Here is a 17881-nt window from a genome sequence, read left to right on the forward strand (position 1 = left end):
TATCCTCAATTTCCTTGTTGGACATTTTCTAAGGGAACAGGCTATTACCTCTATAGTGGTAAACCGCAGTTTTCCGCTATGATTGATCTGAGACAAAAAAGCTATTTATCAATATGAGACGCTAGACACAGATTTGGCATGTGTCGTAGTAGGGCGAATTCATTGAAAATAAAGCACCTGATTTTTTTGTTGAGTTTACTGGCTAGTTTCTCGAGCTTGGCAGAGCAGAAGCTAGTGAGGATCGGTGTGCTTGCGTTCAATGGGCCGGCTTATACATTGGCACGCTGGCAGCCCACGATTGACTATCTCAATGCGGCTTTACCTGAGTACCATTTTGTTATCGTACCCGCAGACATTCCGACTTTAGATAACTTGGTAGAAAGTGGTCTTGTCGATTTCACGCTCACCAATGGGGTTCACTTTTTAATCTATAAATACAACAACCAAGCAGTGAAAATGCTTAACCTCAACCCTTTCCATGGTGAAGCTAAGCATGCGATCGGTTCTGCATTAATTGGGCGGGTCGATGAGCCAGATATAATAAGCCTAAAGCAACTTAGAGGCCGTTCTATTATTTCAGTTAGTGATAAAGCTTTTGGTGGTTTTAGGGTTATGCTGAGAGAGTTTATGGAGGAGGGGATTGAGAAGGGTGACCTCAAAAAGCTGACATTTATTGGCTATCCGCAGCAGAAATTACTAACAAAAGTTCTGAACAAAGAGGCTGATTTTGCAATCGCTCCCACTTGTTTGTTAGAAAGGAAAATTAGAGATGGAACCATACCCGCTAATAGTCTGAAAGTCATTCGCAAGCAGGTGCCGGAGTCTAATTTCGCTTGCCAAACGTCGAGTAAACTTTATCCGAACTGGACACTGGCACGAATGAAGCATGTTCCAGCAGATTATGCCAACCATATAGCCAGAATATTGTTAACCATACCTCCTGCAAGTGAAATTGCGGTAGCGGGTCGTTACGGTGGGTGGTCGGTCCCCATTGATGACAGTGCAATTTACCAATTAATGGATGACATTAGGGTGAGTATTCAGCCGTCATACCTTACAAGGTTGTGGGTGCAGTATCGTGGCTGGGTATTAATATCAATTGGTTTATTACTGCTGTTTTTTGGCTATCATTTCAGAGTTAACTATTTGGTTCATATCCGCTCAGCTCAACTTCGTAATGAGATAGAGCAGCATGAGCGAACTGCACAGCTGCTTGAAAAAGAAACGGATCAACTCTACAAAGCACAACGCATTTTATTAGGAGGGGAATTAGCATCGGGTGTTGCGCATGAACTTAACCAACCTTTGATGGCTATTGGTTCTTATGTATCAGGCTGTAAAAAAAGATTAGCTCGTTCTGAGTTGGGCCAGCAACAGCTTATTGAAGTGTTGGGTAAAATTGAACAGCAAACACGAAATGCTAGCCAAATCATTCAGCGGATGCGCAACTTTATGAAAGTGCACAATAACGAAATCGAATGTTATTCAATTAAAACATTACTTAGCAAAACAATACTCATTTTCCAACATACATTTAAGCAGCATAACATTAAATTGGAGATGAATGATAAAGATACCTCTGTTTATATCGATCCGGTACTTATTCAGCAGGTGTTTGTTAATTTAATTCAAAATAGTATTGATGCTCTAAAAGATAACCCAATTGACGAGAGAGTGATATCGATTATTACTGATCACGATGACAGCCATTTAAAAATAGCATTTTCTGATAACGGTTGTGGTATTTCAGATGAGCAACTAAAACAGCTATATATGCCTTTTCATAGTAGTAAAGATGCAGGCTTAGGGCTTGGAATGGTGATATGTAAACGAATCATTGAGGCACATAATGGTTCAATTGAAGCCAAACAGCAAACACGAGGAACCCATTTTTTGATTACTTTACCTAGAAACTTAGCAAAGGATTGATTATGCCATGCACTATATATTTAGTTGATGACGATGCGGCTATCTTGGATTCTGTATGTTGGCTGCTGGAAGGAGAGGGGTTTGATGTTAAAACATATAATAGTGCAGAGAACTTTTTAGACAGCGTAGATATCGAGCAGCCAGGTGTGATTTTGTTGGATATAAACATGCCGGGTATTGATGGGCTAGAGCTGCAAAAAAGACTCGCCGAGAAAGAGAGCAATTTTGTTATTGTTTTTTTGACAGGCCATGCAAGCGTTGAAATTACCAAAACCGCCTTTAAGAGAGGGGCGAATGACTTATTACAAAAGCCGGTTAATGGAGAAGAGTTGTGCTGTGCGATTACCCAAGCGCAGGACCTGGCAATCAGTCTCTCTTCATCAAAGCAAGCGACTGCCGATTTAGAAGCGCGAGTTGCTTTGTTAACTGAAAGAGAAAAAGAGTTAGTGCCTCTTATTATCCAAGGGAAACCAAATAAAGTGATTGCTGATGAGCTTTGCATTGCGCTGCGCACCGTTGAGATCCATCGACATAACCTGTTTAAGAAGATGGGGGTCACGTCAGGAATTCAACTTGCTTTTGAAGGACAAGGAATACTTGGTTTACTAAATTAAGCCATAAAATTGGTTAATTGGTCGTACTCTTTCGATTAGATTTATGCTTCGTTATCGTTGGTGGTTTTGCGGGTCACATCACAGATTGTTGCTTTGTATAAAGCTCTGAAACCATATCAATTTCTTATCCTATTGGTCGGGTTGGGGTCTGCATGTGTGGGTTTATTCTGCAATCTGTTATTAATTCGTGATAAGTATCTGTCGCGGACGGTAGGTCTTGGATTGAAAATGAGCAAAGGGTATTTCATTGCATATCAATTTACGTATATTGGAGTTAAGTCCATAAATCACAAAAGATTAACAAGTGTTGACGGACGATGACTTAGACCGTGGTATGTGATTTTTTAAAAGGAGTTAATGTTATGGCTAGACGTGTATCAAACAAGCGAATTAAAGAAATTTTAGATAATGCAAAAACGAAAAAATAAACCTTAATAGCCTCCTATACGGAGGCTTTTTTTCCACATTACCATTACAAGACCTGAAGCAGTGATGCTAATAGCAATGCTGCCATTCCATAATTAAACCACTTCATTTTAGCCGGTTGTTGGAGAAAAGCCTGAAGCTGTTTACCAGCATATGTCCAGATGCTGACTGACGGTATGTTAACAACGGCAAATACCAATGAAATAAGTGCTATCCCACGCCAGTCAGTCGTTGTGTTATAGATACTGACTGTCGTAATTGCCATTGTCCACCCTTTGGGGTTTACCCATTGGAAGCCGGCTGCAGAAAGGAACGACATTGGCTGATAATCGTTTTTATCTGAATGAGACGGTTTGCTGCGAGCGATCAAAATTGCGAGGTGGATAAGGTACCCAATGCTAATGACTTGCAAAACCTGGTGCAGCACTGGATAGCTTTGGAAAACACCGACTAAACCTATCCCGACTAATATCACCATGAAGCTAAAGCCAAAGATGATGCCCAGCATATGGGGGATCGTGCGCAAGAAACCCACGTTTGCACCAGAAGTCATTAACATAATGTTGTTAGGCCCTGGTGTGACAGTGGAAACGAAGGCAAATGCCACAAGAGCTGCAAAGTGGTGGTAATCCATAATATTGTCCGATGGTGTGTTTTACATTAGTCTGTATATTAATGAATGAAAGAGTGAATTTTGTGTCTATTTTTGCTCTAAGATTAAGCTAACCACAATGATGTTGCGTGATGGATAAATTTGACGAAAGAATCTTGCAAGAGCTTAAAAGTGATGGACGTTTGACCAATGTTGAGCTGTCTATGCGAGTAGGCTTATCTGCTTCTGCCACCCTGAGACGGGTTCAAGAGCTAGAGCGACAGAAGATCATTACAGGGTATAAAGCGATACTGAACCATACCAAGATGGGAGTAGGCTTCATTGCATACGTGAATGTTGGATTGGCTAACCACAGTAAGAAATCACAATTGGAATTTGAATCGCATATCGAGCTGACCAAGGAAGTGGTTGAATGCCACAACATTACTGGTGCTAGCGAGTATTTAATACGTGTTGAAACGGCGGACTTAAATGCCTATAAACGTTTTCATGCTGATGTGCTGGGTGAAATCCCCCAAGTCAATTCAATCACGACGATGGTGGTAATGGATACGCCAAAAGATGAGCGAGGATAAGGAAAAGGGCACGGGAGTGCCCTTTAGGAAATAATAAGGTGGTTACTCGTCGCCACCGAAGTCGAAATCGTCACTACCGCCAAAGAAGCTATCATCGCTGCCAAAGCCGTTGTTAGCGAAGGTGTCATCGAAGCCTGTATTTTCAAAGCCGTCACTGCCAAAACCTGCATCACCGAATCCGGCATCGCCAAAGCCGCTATCAGCAAGGTCGCTGCCACCTAAACCATCAGTGCCAAAGCCGCCGGTATTGCCGGTATACTCCGAAGTAAAGCTCGAGGAGTCATCAAGGAAACCACCGCTGCTTTCTTCAGCTCCAGAGCTGGCTAGCGCGTCTTGCGAAGGTGTTTCTCCCGCAGCCGTATCTTCTGCCACTGAGTCAGTTGCCGCCATGGCCTCTGCTGCTGGGTCGTCGTTATTGAATAGCATGTTGCTGATCATATTACCTGCAACCATGCCGACAGCAACGCTAGCGGCCGTTTGCATAAAGCTACCAAAGGCACTTGGCTGATGGCTTGGCTGAGGTGGTTGAGGGGCCGGGCGGTTGCCCCCCATCATTTTGCTTAATGCGCCACGGTTCGCTTCCGTTTTATGGTGGTCGACACATTTTTCGAGGTATTCATTCTTTTGCTTGAGCTCTTTCAGTGCCATTTCTTGAACCAACACAGCCTGAGTCAACTTATAGATGGCACCATCCTGAGAGCCAATTTCATTGCTGATCAAATTCTCTGCTTCTGAATCTTTTGCTTTATTTGGGCTCTGTTTCAGTTTATTGGCAACATTTTGGATCAGCTCTTTTTCTTGCGGCGTCATGACTTACCTTCTCATTGAGTAGCACATTATTATGCTTTGTTTTTATGACCTTCATCCTAGCCTATGGTTCCTGTTTCAATCTGTAACGATAGGTAACTAATGCTGACTATTGATTGAAAGGTATACAAAAAATCCGGCTGGTAGCCGGATTTTGCAATGAACTGACATTCAATCTCTACTGACGCACGCCTTCGACATGCAATTCGATATCAGCATAGCTCGATGAACCCATGACCTGAATGCCAAAATCGTCGAAATTGATGCGTGTGGTTCCAGTGAAGCCTGCACGGTACCCCCCCCATGGGTCTTCACCTTCACCGATGAACTTAGCGTCGATAGCCAGAGGTTTAGTTTGGCCGTGTAGGGTCAAATCACCAAAAATTGTCATTTCACCATTGCCTTTAGGCTCAACTTTGGTTGACGTAAAAGTCGCGGTAGCAAATTTACTGGCGTCAATGAAGTCGGCACTGCGTAGGTGTTTGTCACGCTCGGCGTGGTTACTGTCAAGGCTCGTAGTATCGACATTCACGGTCACTTTAGAAGCAGACAAATTTTTAGGATCGTAGCTAAAACTGCCATCAAAAGTATTGAAACGTCCTTTGATAAAGCTATAGCCAAGGTGTTCGACTTTGAAGTTGATTGATGCATGGGCACCTTTGGTGTCGATGGCGTAGTCAGCGGCTTGTACAAAACCAGAAACGGATGCTGCAGCCATTAGTCCCATGGCGATGATGTGCTTTTTCATTATTTTACTCCCAACATTTTTTTTAGCGTGTTGTCTTTATTAATAAAGTGGTGTTTGAGTGCCGCAAGGGCATGTAGGCTAGCGAGCCCGATGAGTGTAAAGGCGAGGTAGTAGTGCACCTCACCTGCAATGTCTGCTTGGCTAGGAAATAATTCGCCAAGAGCAGGCACGGCGAACCAATCAAAGACTTCGATAGCACGACCATCTGCGGTCGAAATGAGATAACCTGAAATAAAAATACTCACTAGCAAGATATATATCAGCGCATGGGCTATTTTTGCCGCAGCAATTTCCCATGCTTGCCCTTCAATGGAAGGTTGCTTTTTAATGTGTTTCCACACCAGCCTGAAAAGCGTCAAAATAGCCAGGCAGATTCCTACAGATTTATGCCAGTGGGGAACAGGTTTGTACCACTGTGAATAATAGGTAAGATCTACCATCCATAGACCGACTGCAAACAAGCCAATAATGGCGACTGCTGACAGCCAGTGAATAACGATGGATAAACCATCATATGATTTTCTGTCCTTGTTCATCTTTCTCTACCATATGCTACTTATAGGGATATTGTAGACACCACTGTCAGGAATATAAGTAGCAACAGTTGAACAACAACATCAATTTATTCGAATAACATCTATAGGTAGAGTGACAGAAATAGCAGATAGTATGGACGTTAAAAGCCATTGCCAAAAATATAAGGCAATGACTTTGACAGCGAGGGTTCAGCGCAGGATATTATTGTCGTGACGCCAATCCATAATTGTCCATTCGTTCATTTGGGCATGTAATGCTAGTGCTGGATCTGGGTTGACGGCAAAGGGGCGATCGACGGCATCAAGCAGAGGAAGATCATTGATAGAGTCGCTGTATCCGTAGCAGCCCTTAAAGGCGGTATCTTGTTGGTCAAGCCAAGCTTTCATTCTGATCACCTTTCCATATTGATAACTCAGTGTCCCTGTGGTTTTTCCTGTGAATTTTCCGTCGATCTGTTCAAGGTTGATGGCAATGGCATCGTCGGCACCGAGTAGTCGGGCGATTGGTTTTACAAGGTGTTCACCCGTGGCGGAAATGACCAAAATAGTATCGCCTCGACGCTTATGCCACTGAATTCTATCAATCGCATCTTGATATAGAGCCGGTTTGACATGCAGCTCAATGAACTCATTCACGAATGCAGTAATGGTTGAACTATCCATCCCGATCATGGGTTTTAGCGTTGCCTGCATGTAGGCGTTCATATCCATCTGGCCTTTGGCATAGGCTTCCATCATTGCTTTTTCTTCTTGAAGAAGAGTGGAAGGAGCGACACCTTTTTCGACAAGATAAGCGCTCCAAAGGCTGGCGGAATCAGCTGCAATCAAGGTTTCGTCAAGATCGAAAATAGCAAGATAAGGCGTGACGTTAGTTGCAAGGATACTTTTTACAGGGTTAGTGGTTGTCAAACTTCTTTCCTATTTGTCGTTATTTATTCAAATCATTATCGACTGGCATTCGCTCAGTTTCAGTAGAGATTATGCAAGGGTGATGACAGAGTGTTTGCAGCTCTGTGTACTTTTGAAGTCAGGTTCAGCATGTATCCCGTATGATACCGCTGCGCAAAGTCAGCGGAACCATATGGGAGAGTCGTTATCGGTTATTGCTTTGATCTCGGTGTACATTTATCAATGGATTGCCACGGGGAATAGGCTGTATGCTCCGGTATTTCAAGCTGCGTCCACCATTTAGCCTGCCACATTAGCCCTTGGTAAAAGGTTGTCTCACCTTGAGTGTAGACTTGGTGTGGTTGCCATTGGCCTTCAGGGCAAAGTGTTAACGGCTCAGGTTTTTCCATCCAGTCTAATAGCTGGTTATGGGTAACGAAACGTACCTCAGGCTTGGACAAAGCGTAACGAATGAATCGCTTGAGTACATTTTGTCGACTGGTGACGGTAGTCTCAGGCGTGCCAAAGTGCTCTTCTCCCTCTAACATCCCATAGAAGGCTGAATGAAGACCGAGGGTTAATGGTGCCCTATTGCCTTCAAGTCTCAAGTCTAAGTTGTATTTGTAGATCGCTACGACATCGTTTTCATTTAAGCCAGCAGCTCCCCAGTTAGGCGTAAAATATAAGTTCCAATCGAAATTGTCGCCTTTTCCTGACGATGGATCAAAGTATCCGACTCGGCTGGCAACCTTATCCCGTAATGAATAGCTGATACCGTATTGTTCCAACGCGGAATCAGGTGGCACAATCAGGCTATGAAGAGGGACTTCCCACAAGCCTGGGTATTGATTGATCGCCGGTTTCCATCCACCGAGAGCTGCGAGGGAGTGAGATGGACTGTTATGATCTAGCGTATGGGGCCAAGTGTTATTAGTGCCAGTTTGGTCAGGTGTAATACCTGCGGGAAAACTGACATCGTAACGGATCCCGTTTTTTAACAGTGCATTGAGGGTATTGTCGTTGTAAGTCATATACGGAGAGCGGAAACCCGCTATATGTTCAACCCCGATGCCGCCATCTTCTATAGAGCTCGTGAGTAAGTCATTACACTTGCTAACTTCTTCCTGCCACTGTTCTGCCGTCATCCAAGATTGCAATGGGTCGTAGTTAACTTTGTCATCAGGATGAGTCAATGTGTGGTTACCGATTTCATGACCATTCTTGACCAATTCACGCCAGAGGACTTTGATCTCGGTATTTTCTACGGCGGGGCCACAATGCATGAAGAAGCTTGCTGTCATCCGTTGTTCGGCATAGCGATCCAATCCGGTCGGGTTCTGGTAACTCTCAAGCAATTGTATTACCCAGGATAAGCCGTCTATCTCCGTATTGTCATCAAAGCCCAAGCTGATAAACATCGGTGTTAGCTGTGTCGCAATAGGCGATTGTGAAGAAGGAGGCACAGAAACAGAGGGTTGCTCGGCATGCACGGTCGGTATGGCAAGGGATGTACACAGCCCGACAAGTGTCGGTATGGCTAATGATTGTAGGTTTGGTCGAAACACAAGAAAGTCCTTTTAGTTATGAAAGTAAATCGGGGTCAGAGTGCTTTAAAACGTTAGTTGCTAATAGGAAAATAACTAATCCCGACTCTCACTGTTTCGAGCGATTTTCAATGTTTATGTAATTGATAAGACTGATATTTCGTTCGGTTATTAATGTCTGTCGCAAAATTCAATTCGATGAGGATGTTTCAAAGCCATAGGATGTATTGATGATAACGGCGAGGCCGCAATGATGGATGAAAACGATAAGATTCAGATAATGCCAGAACAAGACTGAGATTGGCTATTGCATTGATGGAAAATTGAACGATCTTAAGGGGGGGATCCTAGTTTCAATCTTGGTTGGTCATTTTGCCAATAGTTAAATGTAAATAGATCTTTCATTGTTTATCAACAGATCAATTACTTAATTAAAGCCATTAATATTTTCAGGGTTTTTGACTATCCGCTTGACGTAATTTTACAGAAATCGAACATTGTTTTTCAGTCGGGAAGGTAACCTAGCGCCATAAAAGAATGGAGTATAACCATGAAATTACAATTTAGAGCGGAATCAAAGCAATCTGAACTGGCTGTAAAGCCTTGGAAAAAAACAATAGTTACCAGTATGGTCGCTGTTGCAATCATGACGTTTGGCTTAGCAACGCCTAGTGTGGCAGAAGCGAAGGGGCACAAGCATGGACATCATCACCATAAGCACCACAAACATAAGCATAAGCACCACAAACACCATGTCGTGGTTGTGAAGAAAAAGCCCAAAAGACATAAGAAAGTTGTGGTCGTACATAAGTACCCTAAGCATCGCCATTACCACCGTAGCCGCCTACCTGAGATTGCTACATTTGCCGTTATTGCGGGTGCGACCTACGCAATAATTGATAATCATTACTATAAACGTCGTGGTGATGGTTATGAGTATGTGGCTAAGCCAAGATAAATAAGGCATGAGCCCTGTGAAGCAGGGCACCTTCATTTCTGTGTAAATTTCAAACACTGTTCATAATTTATTAGAGTGGCTTAACAACATTCTGCCTTTAATCTGTTATAGTCCATTTATAAACTGAATTTATACCTAAAGTGATGAGTTAGGATCGTTATTAAGTGAATCTTTTTGCTCAAAAATCGAACGGTGTTTTATTTGTATCCTGAAAAATATTGCTTTTAATTTATTGGTGAAGGGATGAAAAAACTAGCAGTAATGGTTGTTGCCTCTATGTTCCTTTATGGGTGTGCTAGCCCAAGTATTGATGAGCCATCTTCGGTGATCCCCGTTGACTTGAAGAAGAGTGATCTGATTCAGGTGCTGAGTGAGAAGGCAACGACAGACGTACTGGATATTCAGTACCTGCTTTCAGACGCGGATATGACCAATAAAGACATGGTTGAATTTAGGGAGCAGCTCATTTTAGCGTTAGGGCAGGAGCAAATAAATAATAGCTTTATCCCGCAATCTGAAATTGAAAACCTGTCTGCTCTCGCGAAAGTAAAACCTGACGGTTGCTACGTCAAAGAAGAGTATGAGTACTATAGCCCTCAATTACAGGAAGATGTCATCTTTGTTGTAGAAAATATGAGAGTGTGTGCGAAAGATAATGATTACGTAGCACTGGATAGTAGTATTGGGGATTTTCAAATAGATGTGAAGTATGACGATACGGTGATGACTACAACCCGCTATGCGTCTAATTTTCATAATGATGTGAAAATTGATGAAAAATCCTACTCATCTCTTTCTGTGGGTAAGCTAACGCTGACGGAAAAGATGCTGTCGTTTGAAACCGAGTCAGGCCTTGTTTATGACGTTGATAAAAAAGGTATTGTGACGCGAAGTGATATCGGCTTGATTGGGGTTATACATCAACCGGTCAATGGTAAAATGTATTAAGTAGAAAGCCCACTCAACCGTGGGCTTTATTTATTGGGTTGACTTGAATTACATGGTGCTATGAAGTTGCCACTTTACTAGGCGCATCTAGTTTGCGTGTTTTCATCCAAGCGACGATAGCACCAAGTACAGCAAGCGGGATGATTGGGTCGATCAGTGTGCCGCCTTTACCGAAGAACAGGTTCAGCGTCATAATGATGCTCGCACCGATTGCCCAAGCGATAGTTGAGGTCAAGCTCCAGATTTTCAGTTGGTCGGATAGCTCAGTAATACCCAGCGTACGACTAATGATGTGGAAGTATGAATCGTTGAGGTGTGAGAAGCCGACAGGGCCAACGGCACACGCGAGTGCTACAAAGACAGGGTCAAGGCCAAGAGCTTCAACCAGAGGTAGTGTCATTGTTGCTGCAACCATCATTGATGCCGTCGCCGAACCTTGGATGAGACGTAGCATAGAAGCGATGGCCAGTGGAACAAGTAGCGGTGGAATACCACTGCTTGCAATCACTTCAGCGACCTGTGGGCCAGCGCCCGATGCTTTTAGAACCGCACCCATTGCGCCACCACAACCTGTTACGACAAGGATTAGACCCGTTGTTGATAGGGCATCATCCATGGATCCAATCATCTCTTTACGGTCGATTTGCGTTGTTAGGCCGTAAAGTGCCATCAGCACACCGATACCCACTGCAACAACAGGGTTACCTACGAGCTCAAGGAATGTGTGGAAGAAGCTGCTGCCTTCGCCAATCAAGGTGTTAGTAAGAATTAGTGCGATTGGCACTAGGATTGGGCCAAATGACAAGAAGTTGCTAGGTAGATCTTCGTCTTTGGTCTCTTTAACGTTTTCTAGGTTTGCCCAGTCAGCTTCGCTGGTGATCCAGTTCTCGCCGTTTGGTACACGGTAGTATTCTTTACCCACTTTACGGATGTAGATCAGTGACAACATCATCATAGGGATTGATACGGCTAAGCCCCAAAGCATGTATACGCCTAGATCGACACCAAGGATACCCGATACCGCCACTGGTCCTGGTGTTGGTGGCACGAGTGCGTGGGTGATAAGTAGCCCCAATGCCAGTGTTACACCCAAGCCAACTGAAGATTTACCGGTGTTGCGCGAGATAGCACGAACCAGCGAATGTAGCAGTACATAAGCAGAGTCACAGAAAACCGGTATCGCCACGAGTACGCCGGTAAAGCCAAGCGCGAGATCTTCACGTCCTTTACCACAGATCTTGACGAAAGTTTTTGCCATTCGTACAGCTGCGCCCGATTTCTCGAAGCATGCACCCATGATCACACCGAAAGCGATAATGAGGCCGATCCCGCCCAAAACGCCACCGAAACCTGATTTAATCGCGTTAACCAGTTCTGTGGGTGCCATGCCGGCAAATAGGCCCATAATTAAACATGCAAGTACCATCGCCAGTGCGACAGGGATACGGGTCTTGATTATCATGACCATCATTGCGGTAATACCAACAATAATGCCTAGAATTGCTCCATCCATTTCTTCATTCCTTTTAATTGCCTGCTGGGCAGGTTCTATTTCACGTCGTTTTTAAGATTTTTAAATAGGGCACCTTGGATTACAGGTGCCGCAAGTTGTGTTAGTAAAATTTATATGAATTCATTAGGTTTATAGGTAAGGCTTCACCCAATCCAGTCCGTCGACTGTGTTTGTTCTCGGGTTGTATTCACATCCGATCCAATCGCTATAGCCAGACTCATCCAGTACATTGAACAGGTGCGGGTAGTTCAATTCACCTTCGCTTGGCTCATGGCGTTCAGGGACAGATGCTATTTGGATATGACCGGTGTAGTCAGCCAAGTCGCGGATAAGTACCGTAAGATCACCGTCCATAATCTGGGCGTGGTAGAGGTCGAGCTGCAGTTTTACATTAGGACGATCAACTTGCTTGATTAGCTCAACTGCATCACGTTGACCCGAAATAAAGTAGCCTGGCACATCGCGGTTGTTCAGAGGCTCAATCATCAGCTCAATACCGTGCTCGGCAAACACATCAGCCGCAAAGCGGATATTACTAATAAAAGTATCTACGTGTTGTTGGTAGCTGAAGTTGCTATCAACTATTCCTGACATTGCGTGCACTTTTTTGCAACTCAAGGTGAGGGCGTAGTTTAGGGCTGTATCGACACTGGCACGGAACTCATCTTCTCGGCCTGGGATAGCGGCAAAGCCACGCTCGCCCGCATCCCAATTACCCGGAGGCATATTGAAGAGTGCTTGTTCGAAGTTATATTTCTTCAACTCACGAGCTAACTTTTCTGCGTCATAAGCGTAAGGAAATAGGTATTCCACGGCTTTGAAGCCAGCATGGTGAGCTTGTTCGAAACGCTCTAAAAAAGGTACCTCGGTAAAAAGCATGGTGAGATTTGCTGCGAACTTAGCCATTATTTGCCTCTCCCTTGTAAATCTGTGATTTCTTCTTTGCTAAGGTATCGAATGGGTTTGCCATCGAGCATTAGTGCCAGTTTTGCGGTTTCTTCTAGCTCCTCGGCATTGTCGACGGCATCAATCAGGTCGCTACCTGTAACAACCGGGCCATGATTAGCCAACAAGAAGGCACGGTAGTCTGCTGCTCGTTTTGCCAATTCTTCGGCAATGCGAGGATCGCCCGGACGTAGGTAGGGGATCACTGGCAGCTTGCCGATACGCATGACGAAGTAAGGCGTAAACGGCTTTATCGCGTTGTCGGTATCGAGCCCTTCCATACAAGACAATGCCGTCAGGTAAGTCGAGTGCAAATGGACGATTGCATTGCACTCATGGTTGTTGCGGTAAATCGCCAAGTGGAACGCCACTTCTTTTGAAGGGCGGTCACCTGAAATGTGGATGCCATCAATATCAACTACCGATAAGCGTTCCGCATTCAGTCGCCCAAATGAAGAGCCTGTTGGTGTGGCTAGGAAGTGCCCGTTAGGCAGCTTAAGAGAGAGGTTACCAGCACCGCCGGTGGCGTAACCTCGTTCGAACATCGAACGGGCAAGCGTTACCATCTGCTCTCTGAGTTGTTGTTCAGTCATGGTAGAACCCTTGTGCCGTTTCGAAGAAGTTAACGTCACCAAAGTTGCCTGACTTCAACGCCAGCGACAAGCTGCTGTCGATGGCTTTCACCCAAGGTACGCCCGGTGCAATCTGAGGGCCAATATAGAAGCCTTTAACTCCAAGGCTTTGAGTGACCACTCCCGAAGTTTCGCCGCCAGCCACAATAAAGTTCTGTACGCCACTTTCTTTGAGCTGGTGTGCTAACTGGCTGAAGAATTGCTCGACCGCATGGCTTGATGCCTGCGCACCGTATTGTGTCTGAATGGCTTTCAGTACTCCAGGCTCGGCAGTGGCGTATACCATAGGGGCAAAATCTGCGTCTAAATTTTCTAGTACCCACTGGAAAACGGATTCACAGTAATCGTCTTGCTCTAGGCAGGCTTTAACATCCAGCGCTAGGTGCGGCGCTTTTGTGGTGTAGTTAGCAACTTGCTGGTTGGTCATCACTGAGCATGAACCAGATAGAACGACCGTTTTGGCTTGTTGCGGTTTACCCGATTGTTTTGCTGAAGATTGATCACTTAAGTGTTCTGCCCAGTTTTTAGCAATGCCAGAAGCAAGGCCTGAACCACCAGTGATCAACGTGAGTGATTTTGCAGCTTCTCCCAACGTCTCAAGATGTAACTGGTTGAATGCATCGACAACCGCATAGCGTTTACCTTCTTGCGCAATGGCTGTGAATTGCTCTGTTACAGCTTGGGCTCCTTGCTCAATAGTTTGGTAGTTCACCAACCCGGTAGCGCCTTGTGATTGTGCATCCATCAGGCGCACAAGGCTTGAATCTGTCATTGGCGTAACAGGGTGGTTTCGCATGCCTGAATCGGATAGCAGCTCACCCATCACAAACAAATGGCCGTTGAATACTGTACGTCCATTAACCGGTAGGGCAGGGCAGACGATGGTGAAATTTTCGTTCAGCGCATCAAGCAACGCATCAGTGACCGGGCCAATATTGCCTTCGCTGGTACTGTCGAAGGTTGAGCAATATTTAAAGTAGAACTGCTGGCAACCTTGTTGCTGTAGCCAATTCAGGGCTGCAACAGACGTATCGATTGCTTCGTCTACCGGGCAAGAGCGTGATTTCAGGCTAATAACGACCGCATCGGCTTCTATATCGAGTTCGGTTTCCGGTACACCATTGAGTTGGATGGTACGCATGCCGTTTTCAACCAGAAAACCTGCAATGTCCGTTGCGCCGGTAAAATCATCGGCAATAACACCTAGTAGCATGATTATTGCTCCTTGTTAGGCAGGTTAATGCCATCGAAAATCTTAATTACGGCGCTGTCGTCTTCTTGACCGAAGCCGGCATTGCTGGCACTCGTGAACATATTCAGTGCGGTAGAGGCCAAAGGAAGAGGGAATTTTAGATCTTTGGCGGTATCAGAGACCAAATTCAGATCTTTAACGAAAATATCGACCATCGACGTTGGTGTGTAGTCACCATCAACGACATGCTTCATGCGGTTTTCGAACATCCAGGAGTTTCCTGCGGCGTTAGTCACCACGTCATACATTAAATCCAGTGGGATATTGGCACGGGCGGCCAGTGCCATGGCTTCAGCGCCAGCAGCTATGTGAACACCGGCAAGTAGCTGGTGGATGATCTTCACTGTGGCACCCAAGCCGATCTCAGTGCCAATGTTGTAAACCTTACCTGCTGTTGCATCAAGTACCGGCTTGAGCTTGGTAAACGCAGCTTCCGAGCCCGAAGCCATGATGGTCATTTCACCGATGTCGGCTTTTGCTGCACCACCTGAAACTGGCGCATCAAGCATGATGAGCTGACACTGTTGCAGACCTGCTTCAATGATTTTTGCATCTTCTGCTGAAATAGTGGCAGATACCATTACTGCAGTGCCGGGCCGGAGTTGTTCTGCAAGTTGGTTATCAAAGAGTACCGCTTTAGCCTGACGGGCATTCACAACTAATAGCAAGACTGCATCGAGTACTTGGGCGAAGTCAGCACAGTTGTGTGAAACACCTTTTGCACCGGCTTGTTCGAGTTCTTTTAGTGCGTCGGTGCTTAAGTCGATACCATAAGTATCAAGGCCAGCACGAATACAAGACTTCGCCGCGCCCATGCCCATTGAACCTAGACCAATTACGGCAACTGATTGTAATTGTTGACTTTCCATTTGCCTCTCCATGTTAACTTTTGTGAATTTCTGTTCTTGTTTGTGATTCTATGATGCTTTTTTGCAAAGGTGAAGGCGCGACTTCACACTTTTTAACAGTAAGGGTGATAAAAAGTGTGAATTGTTGATGTGAATATTTGGCTGAATTTTGAATTTATTAAAGGGTAATTAGTTAAGAACCTGAAAGGTTGGAGAATAATCAAAGAATGCCTTATCAAATGCTCACATTTATTCACAGGGATGGTCGAGTGGTGTTAAGATGCGTGCAAGCTAACTATATAGAAGAAGCATTATGATTCCGGCAGAACGACAGCGAACTATCCTCTCTTTGTTGGGGAATCAGGAAGTCATCAGCATCAGTGAATTGACTCACCAACTTGATGTGTCACACATGACGATCCGTCGTGATATTGCCAAGTTAGAGTCCGACGGGCGAGTAATGTCCGTGTCTGGTGGAGTCCAGTTGACGGAGAGTATTCACACTGAACTTTCACATGATGTGAAGATAAACCAGCACCGAAATGAAAAGGCCGATATTGGCTTTTATGCGTCACAGTTGATTAAGCCGAACATGACGATTTATCTCGATGCGGGTACCACGACGTTAGAAATAGCCCATCAGTTAAATTATCGAGATGATCTATTAGTGATCACCAATGATTTTGCGATTGCCTATTACCTGATGAACCATGCCGAGTGCAGTATCTACCATACTGGCGGCAAGGTGGATAAGGGGAATCAGTCTTGTGTTGGACAACAAGCGACGCATCTATTGCGAGAAATGAACATTGATTTGGCCTTCGTTTCTACGTCTTCTTGGAACCAGCGCGGGATCTCAACGCCAAGCGAAGAAAAGGTATTGGTGAAAAAGGCCATTATTGCGTCATCGCAGCAAAGTTATCTCGTTAGTGATTCTTCTAAGTATGGCAAGGTAGCCACTTTCCACGCTATTGATATTGAATGCTTTGATAAAGTGATTACCGATAGTGATTTTCCCACATGCTGTATTGATGATTTCAATGAGCGTGGTATTACTGTTGATGTAGTTTAACGGGTGTTTTATTTTGCATCCCTTTGGTTTTCTAGGTGATTAGCCGCGAATAGGCAGGTTGCCATCAGGCTATAACTGATGGCTTTTTATATAAACAAGACGTATGTCACTAACATATTTAAGTCATTGTCTATACTGATAGTCTTCTCTCTTCTTTTCCACCCTAGCTATTTATTGTCGATTGTTTTCATTAACTTTTAATCATCCTAACTGTATAGATGCGTCAGCATCAATGTATCGATTTTGAGGGGATTATTATGCTTGATTTTGCGAATAGCAGAGCCTTGAAAAGTAAACAGACTAAAGTGACCACGGCTTCTAACACCATTAAAGATGTCGTTTTAGTGGATCTCGTAGAACTGTATTCTTCGTCTGAAATTGAGTTGCTACAACAAGCGCTGCAACTTATTGATAGTGGAAAAAAGCGTATTCAATGCTTGAAAGAAAAGAGGAAGCAGGAAGAAAAGCAAAGGGAAGGTTTTGAAAAAACGCTTCATGATGCTGCCTATAATCAGGCTTTATTAGCTCTTGACACTATGTCGTTGTCAGAACTGTATATGTTGAGTGTTTGCTTCTCTTATTCCTCGACTACGGTGGTAGAGTTGATACAGGATTACGATCATCAACATTACCTGGCGTCCGTTCAGAGGTGGCTAGATACTGGTAGTCGCGATGACATTCACTTCGAGCAATCACCAGAAGAAGTGCATGAAGAGTGGCAGTGTGGTATTGCAAGTGCAGCCGTTGAAACGATAAGCTGGCCATGTTTGAAATACCACCGTAATCACCAAGGCTCAGTGGTGACGTACGTTGAGCCTCAAGGGACTTCCGATGATTTTCCTCAATCAATTTATAACACTGTCATAGAGAAGAATCAGTCAAACTTAACTGCAGAATGCTTAGCTGTGATTCATGCAATTGCGATGTATGAAAATAATGCAGAGAGAGTGCGTAAAATTTTAGAGAGTCTAGGACAATAGCACGCTAAAGCCAGCTTAGAGGTTGCATATGTAAGCTGGCTTAATATTGCTAT

18 protein-coding genes are annotated in these 17881 nt (G+C 44.4%); 7 read left to right on the forward strand and 11 right to left on the reverse strand.

Translation table 11 applies throughout. From position 1 onward, the window contains the following. Positions 1–162: 162 nt before the first annotated feature. Both C9I99_RS02300 and C9I99_RS02305 read left to right on the forward strand, forming a co-directional pair. Positions 163–1929 (forward strand): sensor histidine kinase, encoded by a 1767-nt coding sequence (locus C9I99_RS02300; RefSeq protein ID WP_166645353.1) that lies wholly within the window; start codon positions 163–165, stop codon positions 1927–1929. A gap of 2 nt (positions 1930–1931) precedes the next feature. Beyond that, positions 1932–2543, forward strand: coding sequence for a response regulator transcription factor (locus C9I99_RS02305; protein ID WP_107347228.1), 612 nt, complete (start codon positions 1932–1934; stop codon positions 2541–2543). Positions 2544–3015: 472 nt separating this feature from the next. On the opposite strand, the gene C9I99_RS02310 is transcribed toward C9I99_RS02305, so the two are convergent. After that, on the reverse strand, positions 3016–3603 hold the full coding sequence (locus C9I99_RS02310) for a LysE family translocator (protein WP_107347229.1): 588 nt from the start codon (positions 3601–3603) through the stop codon (positions 3016–3018). 110 nt (positions 3604–3713) lie between these two features. On the opposite strand from C9I99_RS02310, the gene C9I99_RS02315 reads away from it, so the two are divergent. After that, positions 3714–4157, forward strand: coding sequence for an Lrp/AsnC family transcriptional regulator (locus C9I99_RS02315; protein ID WP_107347230.1), 444 nt, complete (start codon positions 3714–3716; stop codon positions 4155–4157). A gap of 42 nt (positions 4158–4199) precedes the next feature. Here C9I99_RS02315 and C9I99_RS02320 read toward each other — a convergent pair whose 3' ends face one another. From C9I99_RS02320 to C9I99_RS02340, 5 genes are all read right to left on the reverse strand, one after another. Further along, positions 4200–4967, reverse strand: coding sequence for a DUF2076 domain-containing protein (locus C9I99_RS02320; RefSeq protein WP_107347231.1), 768 nt, complete (start codon positions 4965–4967; stop codon positions 4200–4202). 175 nt (positions 4968–5142) lie between these two features. Continuing rightward, positions 5143–5712, reverse strand: coding sequence for a YceI family protein (locus C9I99_RS02325; protein WP_107347232.1), 570 nt, complete (start codon positions 5710–5712; stop codon positions 5143–5145). Continuing rightward, the gene (locus C9I99_RS02330; protein ID WP_107347233.1) at positions 5712–6248 is read right to left on the reverse strand and encodes a cytochrome b; all 537 of its coding nucleotides are present in this window, start codon (positions 6246–6248) and stop codon (positions 5712–5714) included. Before C9I99_RS02330 ends, C9I99_RS02325 begins: the two co-directional genes overlap by 1 nt. A 189-nt stretch (positions 6249–6437) precedes the next feature. Next, the gene (locus tag C9I99_RS02335) at positions 6438–7157 is read right to left on the reverse strand and encodes an HAD family hydrolase (protein WP_243734285.1); all 720 of its coding nucleotides are present in this window, start codon (positions 7155–7157) and stop codon (positions 6438–6440) included. Between the two features lie 191 nt (positions 7158–7348). Further along, a complete protein-coding gene (locus C9I99_RS02340; RefSeq protein WP_243734321.1) occupies positions 7349–8653 on the reverse strand; it encodes a polysaccharide deacetylase family protein in 1305 nt (434 codons plus the stop codon). A gap of 577 nt (positions 8654–9230) precedes the next feature. Here C9I99_RS02340 and C9I99_RS02345 point away from each other — a divergent pair. Both C9I99_RS02345 and C9I99_RS02350 read left to right on the forward strand, forming a co-directional pair. Next, on the forward strand, positions 9231–9638 hold the full coding sequence (locus C9I99_RS02345; protein WP_243734286.1) for a hypothetical protein: 408 nt from the start codon (positions 9231–9233) through the stop codon (positions 9636–9638). Positions 9639–9881: 243 nt separating this feature from the next. Next, on the forward strand, positions 9882–10586 hold the full coding sequence (locus C9I99_RS02350; protein ID WP_107347235.1) for a hypothetical protein: 705 nt from the start codon (positions 9882–9884) through the stop codon (positions 10584–10586). Positions 10587–10644: 58 nt separating this feature from the next. Here C9I99_RS02350 and C9I99_RS02355 read toward each other — a convergent pair whose 3' ends face one another. The 5 genes from C9I99_RS02355 to ltnD form a co-directional block, all read right to left on the reverse strand. Next, entirely contained in the window at positions 10645–12099 is a 1455-nt protein-coding gene (locus tag C9I99_RS02355) for a GntP family permease (protein WP_107347236.1), read from the reverse strand. A gap of 129 nt (positions 12100–12228) precedes the next feature. Beyond that, entirely contained in the window at positions 12229–13005 is a 777-nt protein-coding gene (otnI, locus tag C9I99_RS02360; RefSeq protein WP_107347237.1) for a 2-oxo-tetronate isomerase, read from the reverse strand. Further along, complete coding sequence (otnC, locus tag C9I99_RS02365) at positions 13005–13637, reverse strand: 3-oxo-tetronate 4-phosphate decarboxylase (RefSeq protein WP_107347238.1); 633 nt, start codon at positions 13635–13637, stop codon at positions 13005–13007. The genes otnI and otnC overlap by 1 nt, the downstream gene beginning before the upstream one ends. After that, positions 13630–14889 (reverse strand): 3-oxo-tetronate kinase, encoded by a 1260-nt coding sequence (gene otnK, locus C9I99_RS02370; protein WP_107347239.1) that lies wholly within the window; start codon positions 14887–14889, stop codon positions 13630–13632. Before otnK ends, otnC begins: the two co-directional genes overlap by 8 nt. 2 nt (positions 14890–14891) lie before the next feature. After that, positions 14892–15797: an L-threonate dehydrogenase gene (ltnD, locus tag C9I99_RS02375; protein WP_107347240.1), complete on the reverse strand. Its 906-nt coding sequence runs from the start codon at positions 15795–15797 to the stop codon at positions 14892–14894. 292 nt (positions 15798–16089) lie between these two features. On the opposite strand from ltnD, the gene C9I99_RS02380 reads away from it, so the two are divergent. Beyond that, a complete protein-coding gene (locus tag C9I99_RS02380; protein ID WP_107347241.1) occupies positions 16090–16848 on the forward strand; it encodes a DeoR/GlpR family DNA-binding transcription regulator in 759 nt (252 codons plus the stop codon). A 257-nt stretch (positions 16849–17105) separates the two neighbouring features. Further along, positions 17106–17828, forward strand: coding sequence for a hypothetical protein (locus C9I99_RS02385; RefSeq protein WP_107347242.1), 723 nt, complete (start codon positions 17106–17108; stop codon positions 17826–17828). The last annotated feature ends 53 nt before the right edge of the window (positions 17829–17881 follow it).

This window comes from Photobacterium lutimaris (assembly GCF_003025555.1).
Taxonomy (GTDB): domain Bacteria; phylum Pseudomonadota; class Gammaproteobacteria; order Enterobacterales; family Vibrionaceae; genus Photobacterium; species Photobacterium lutimaris.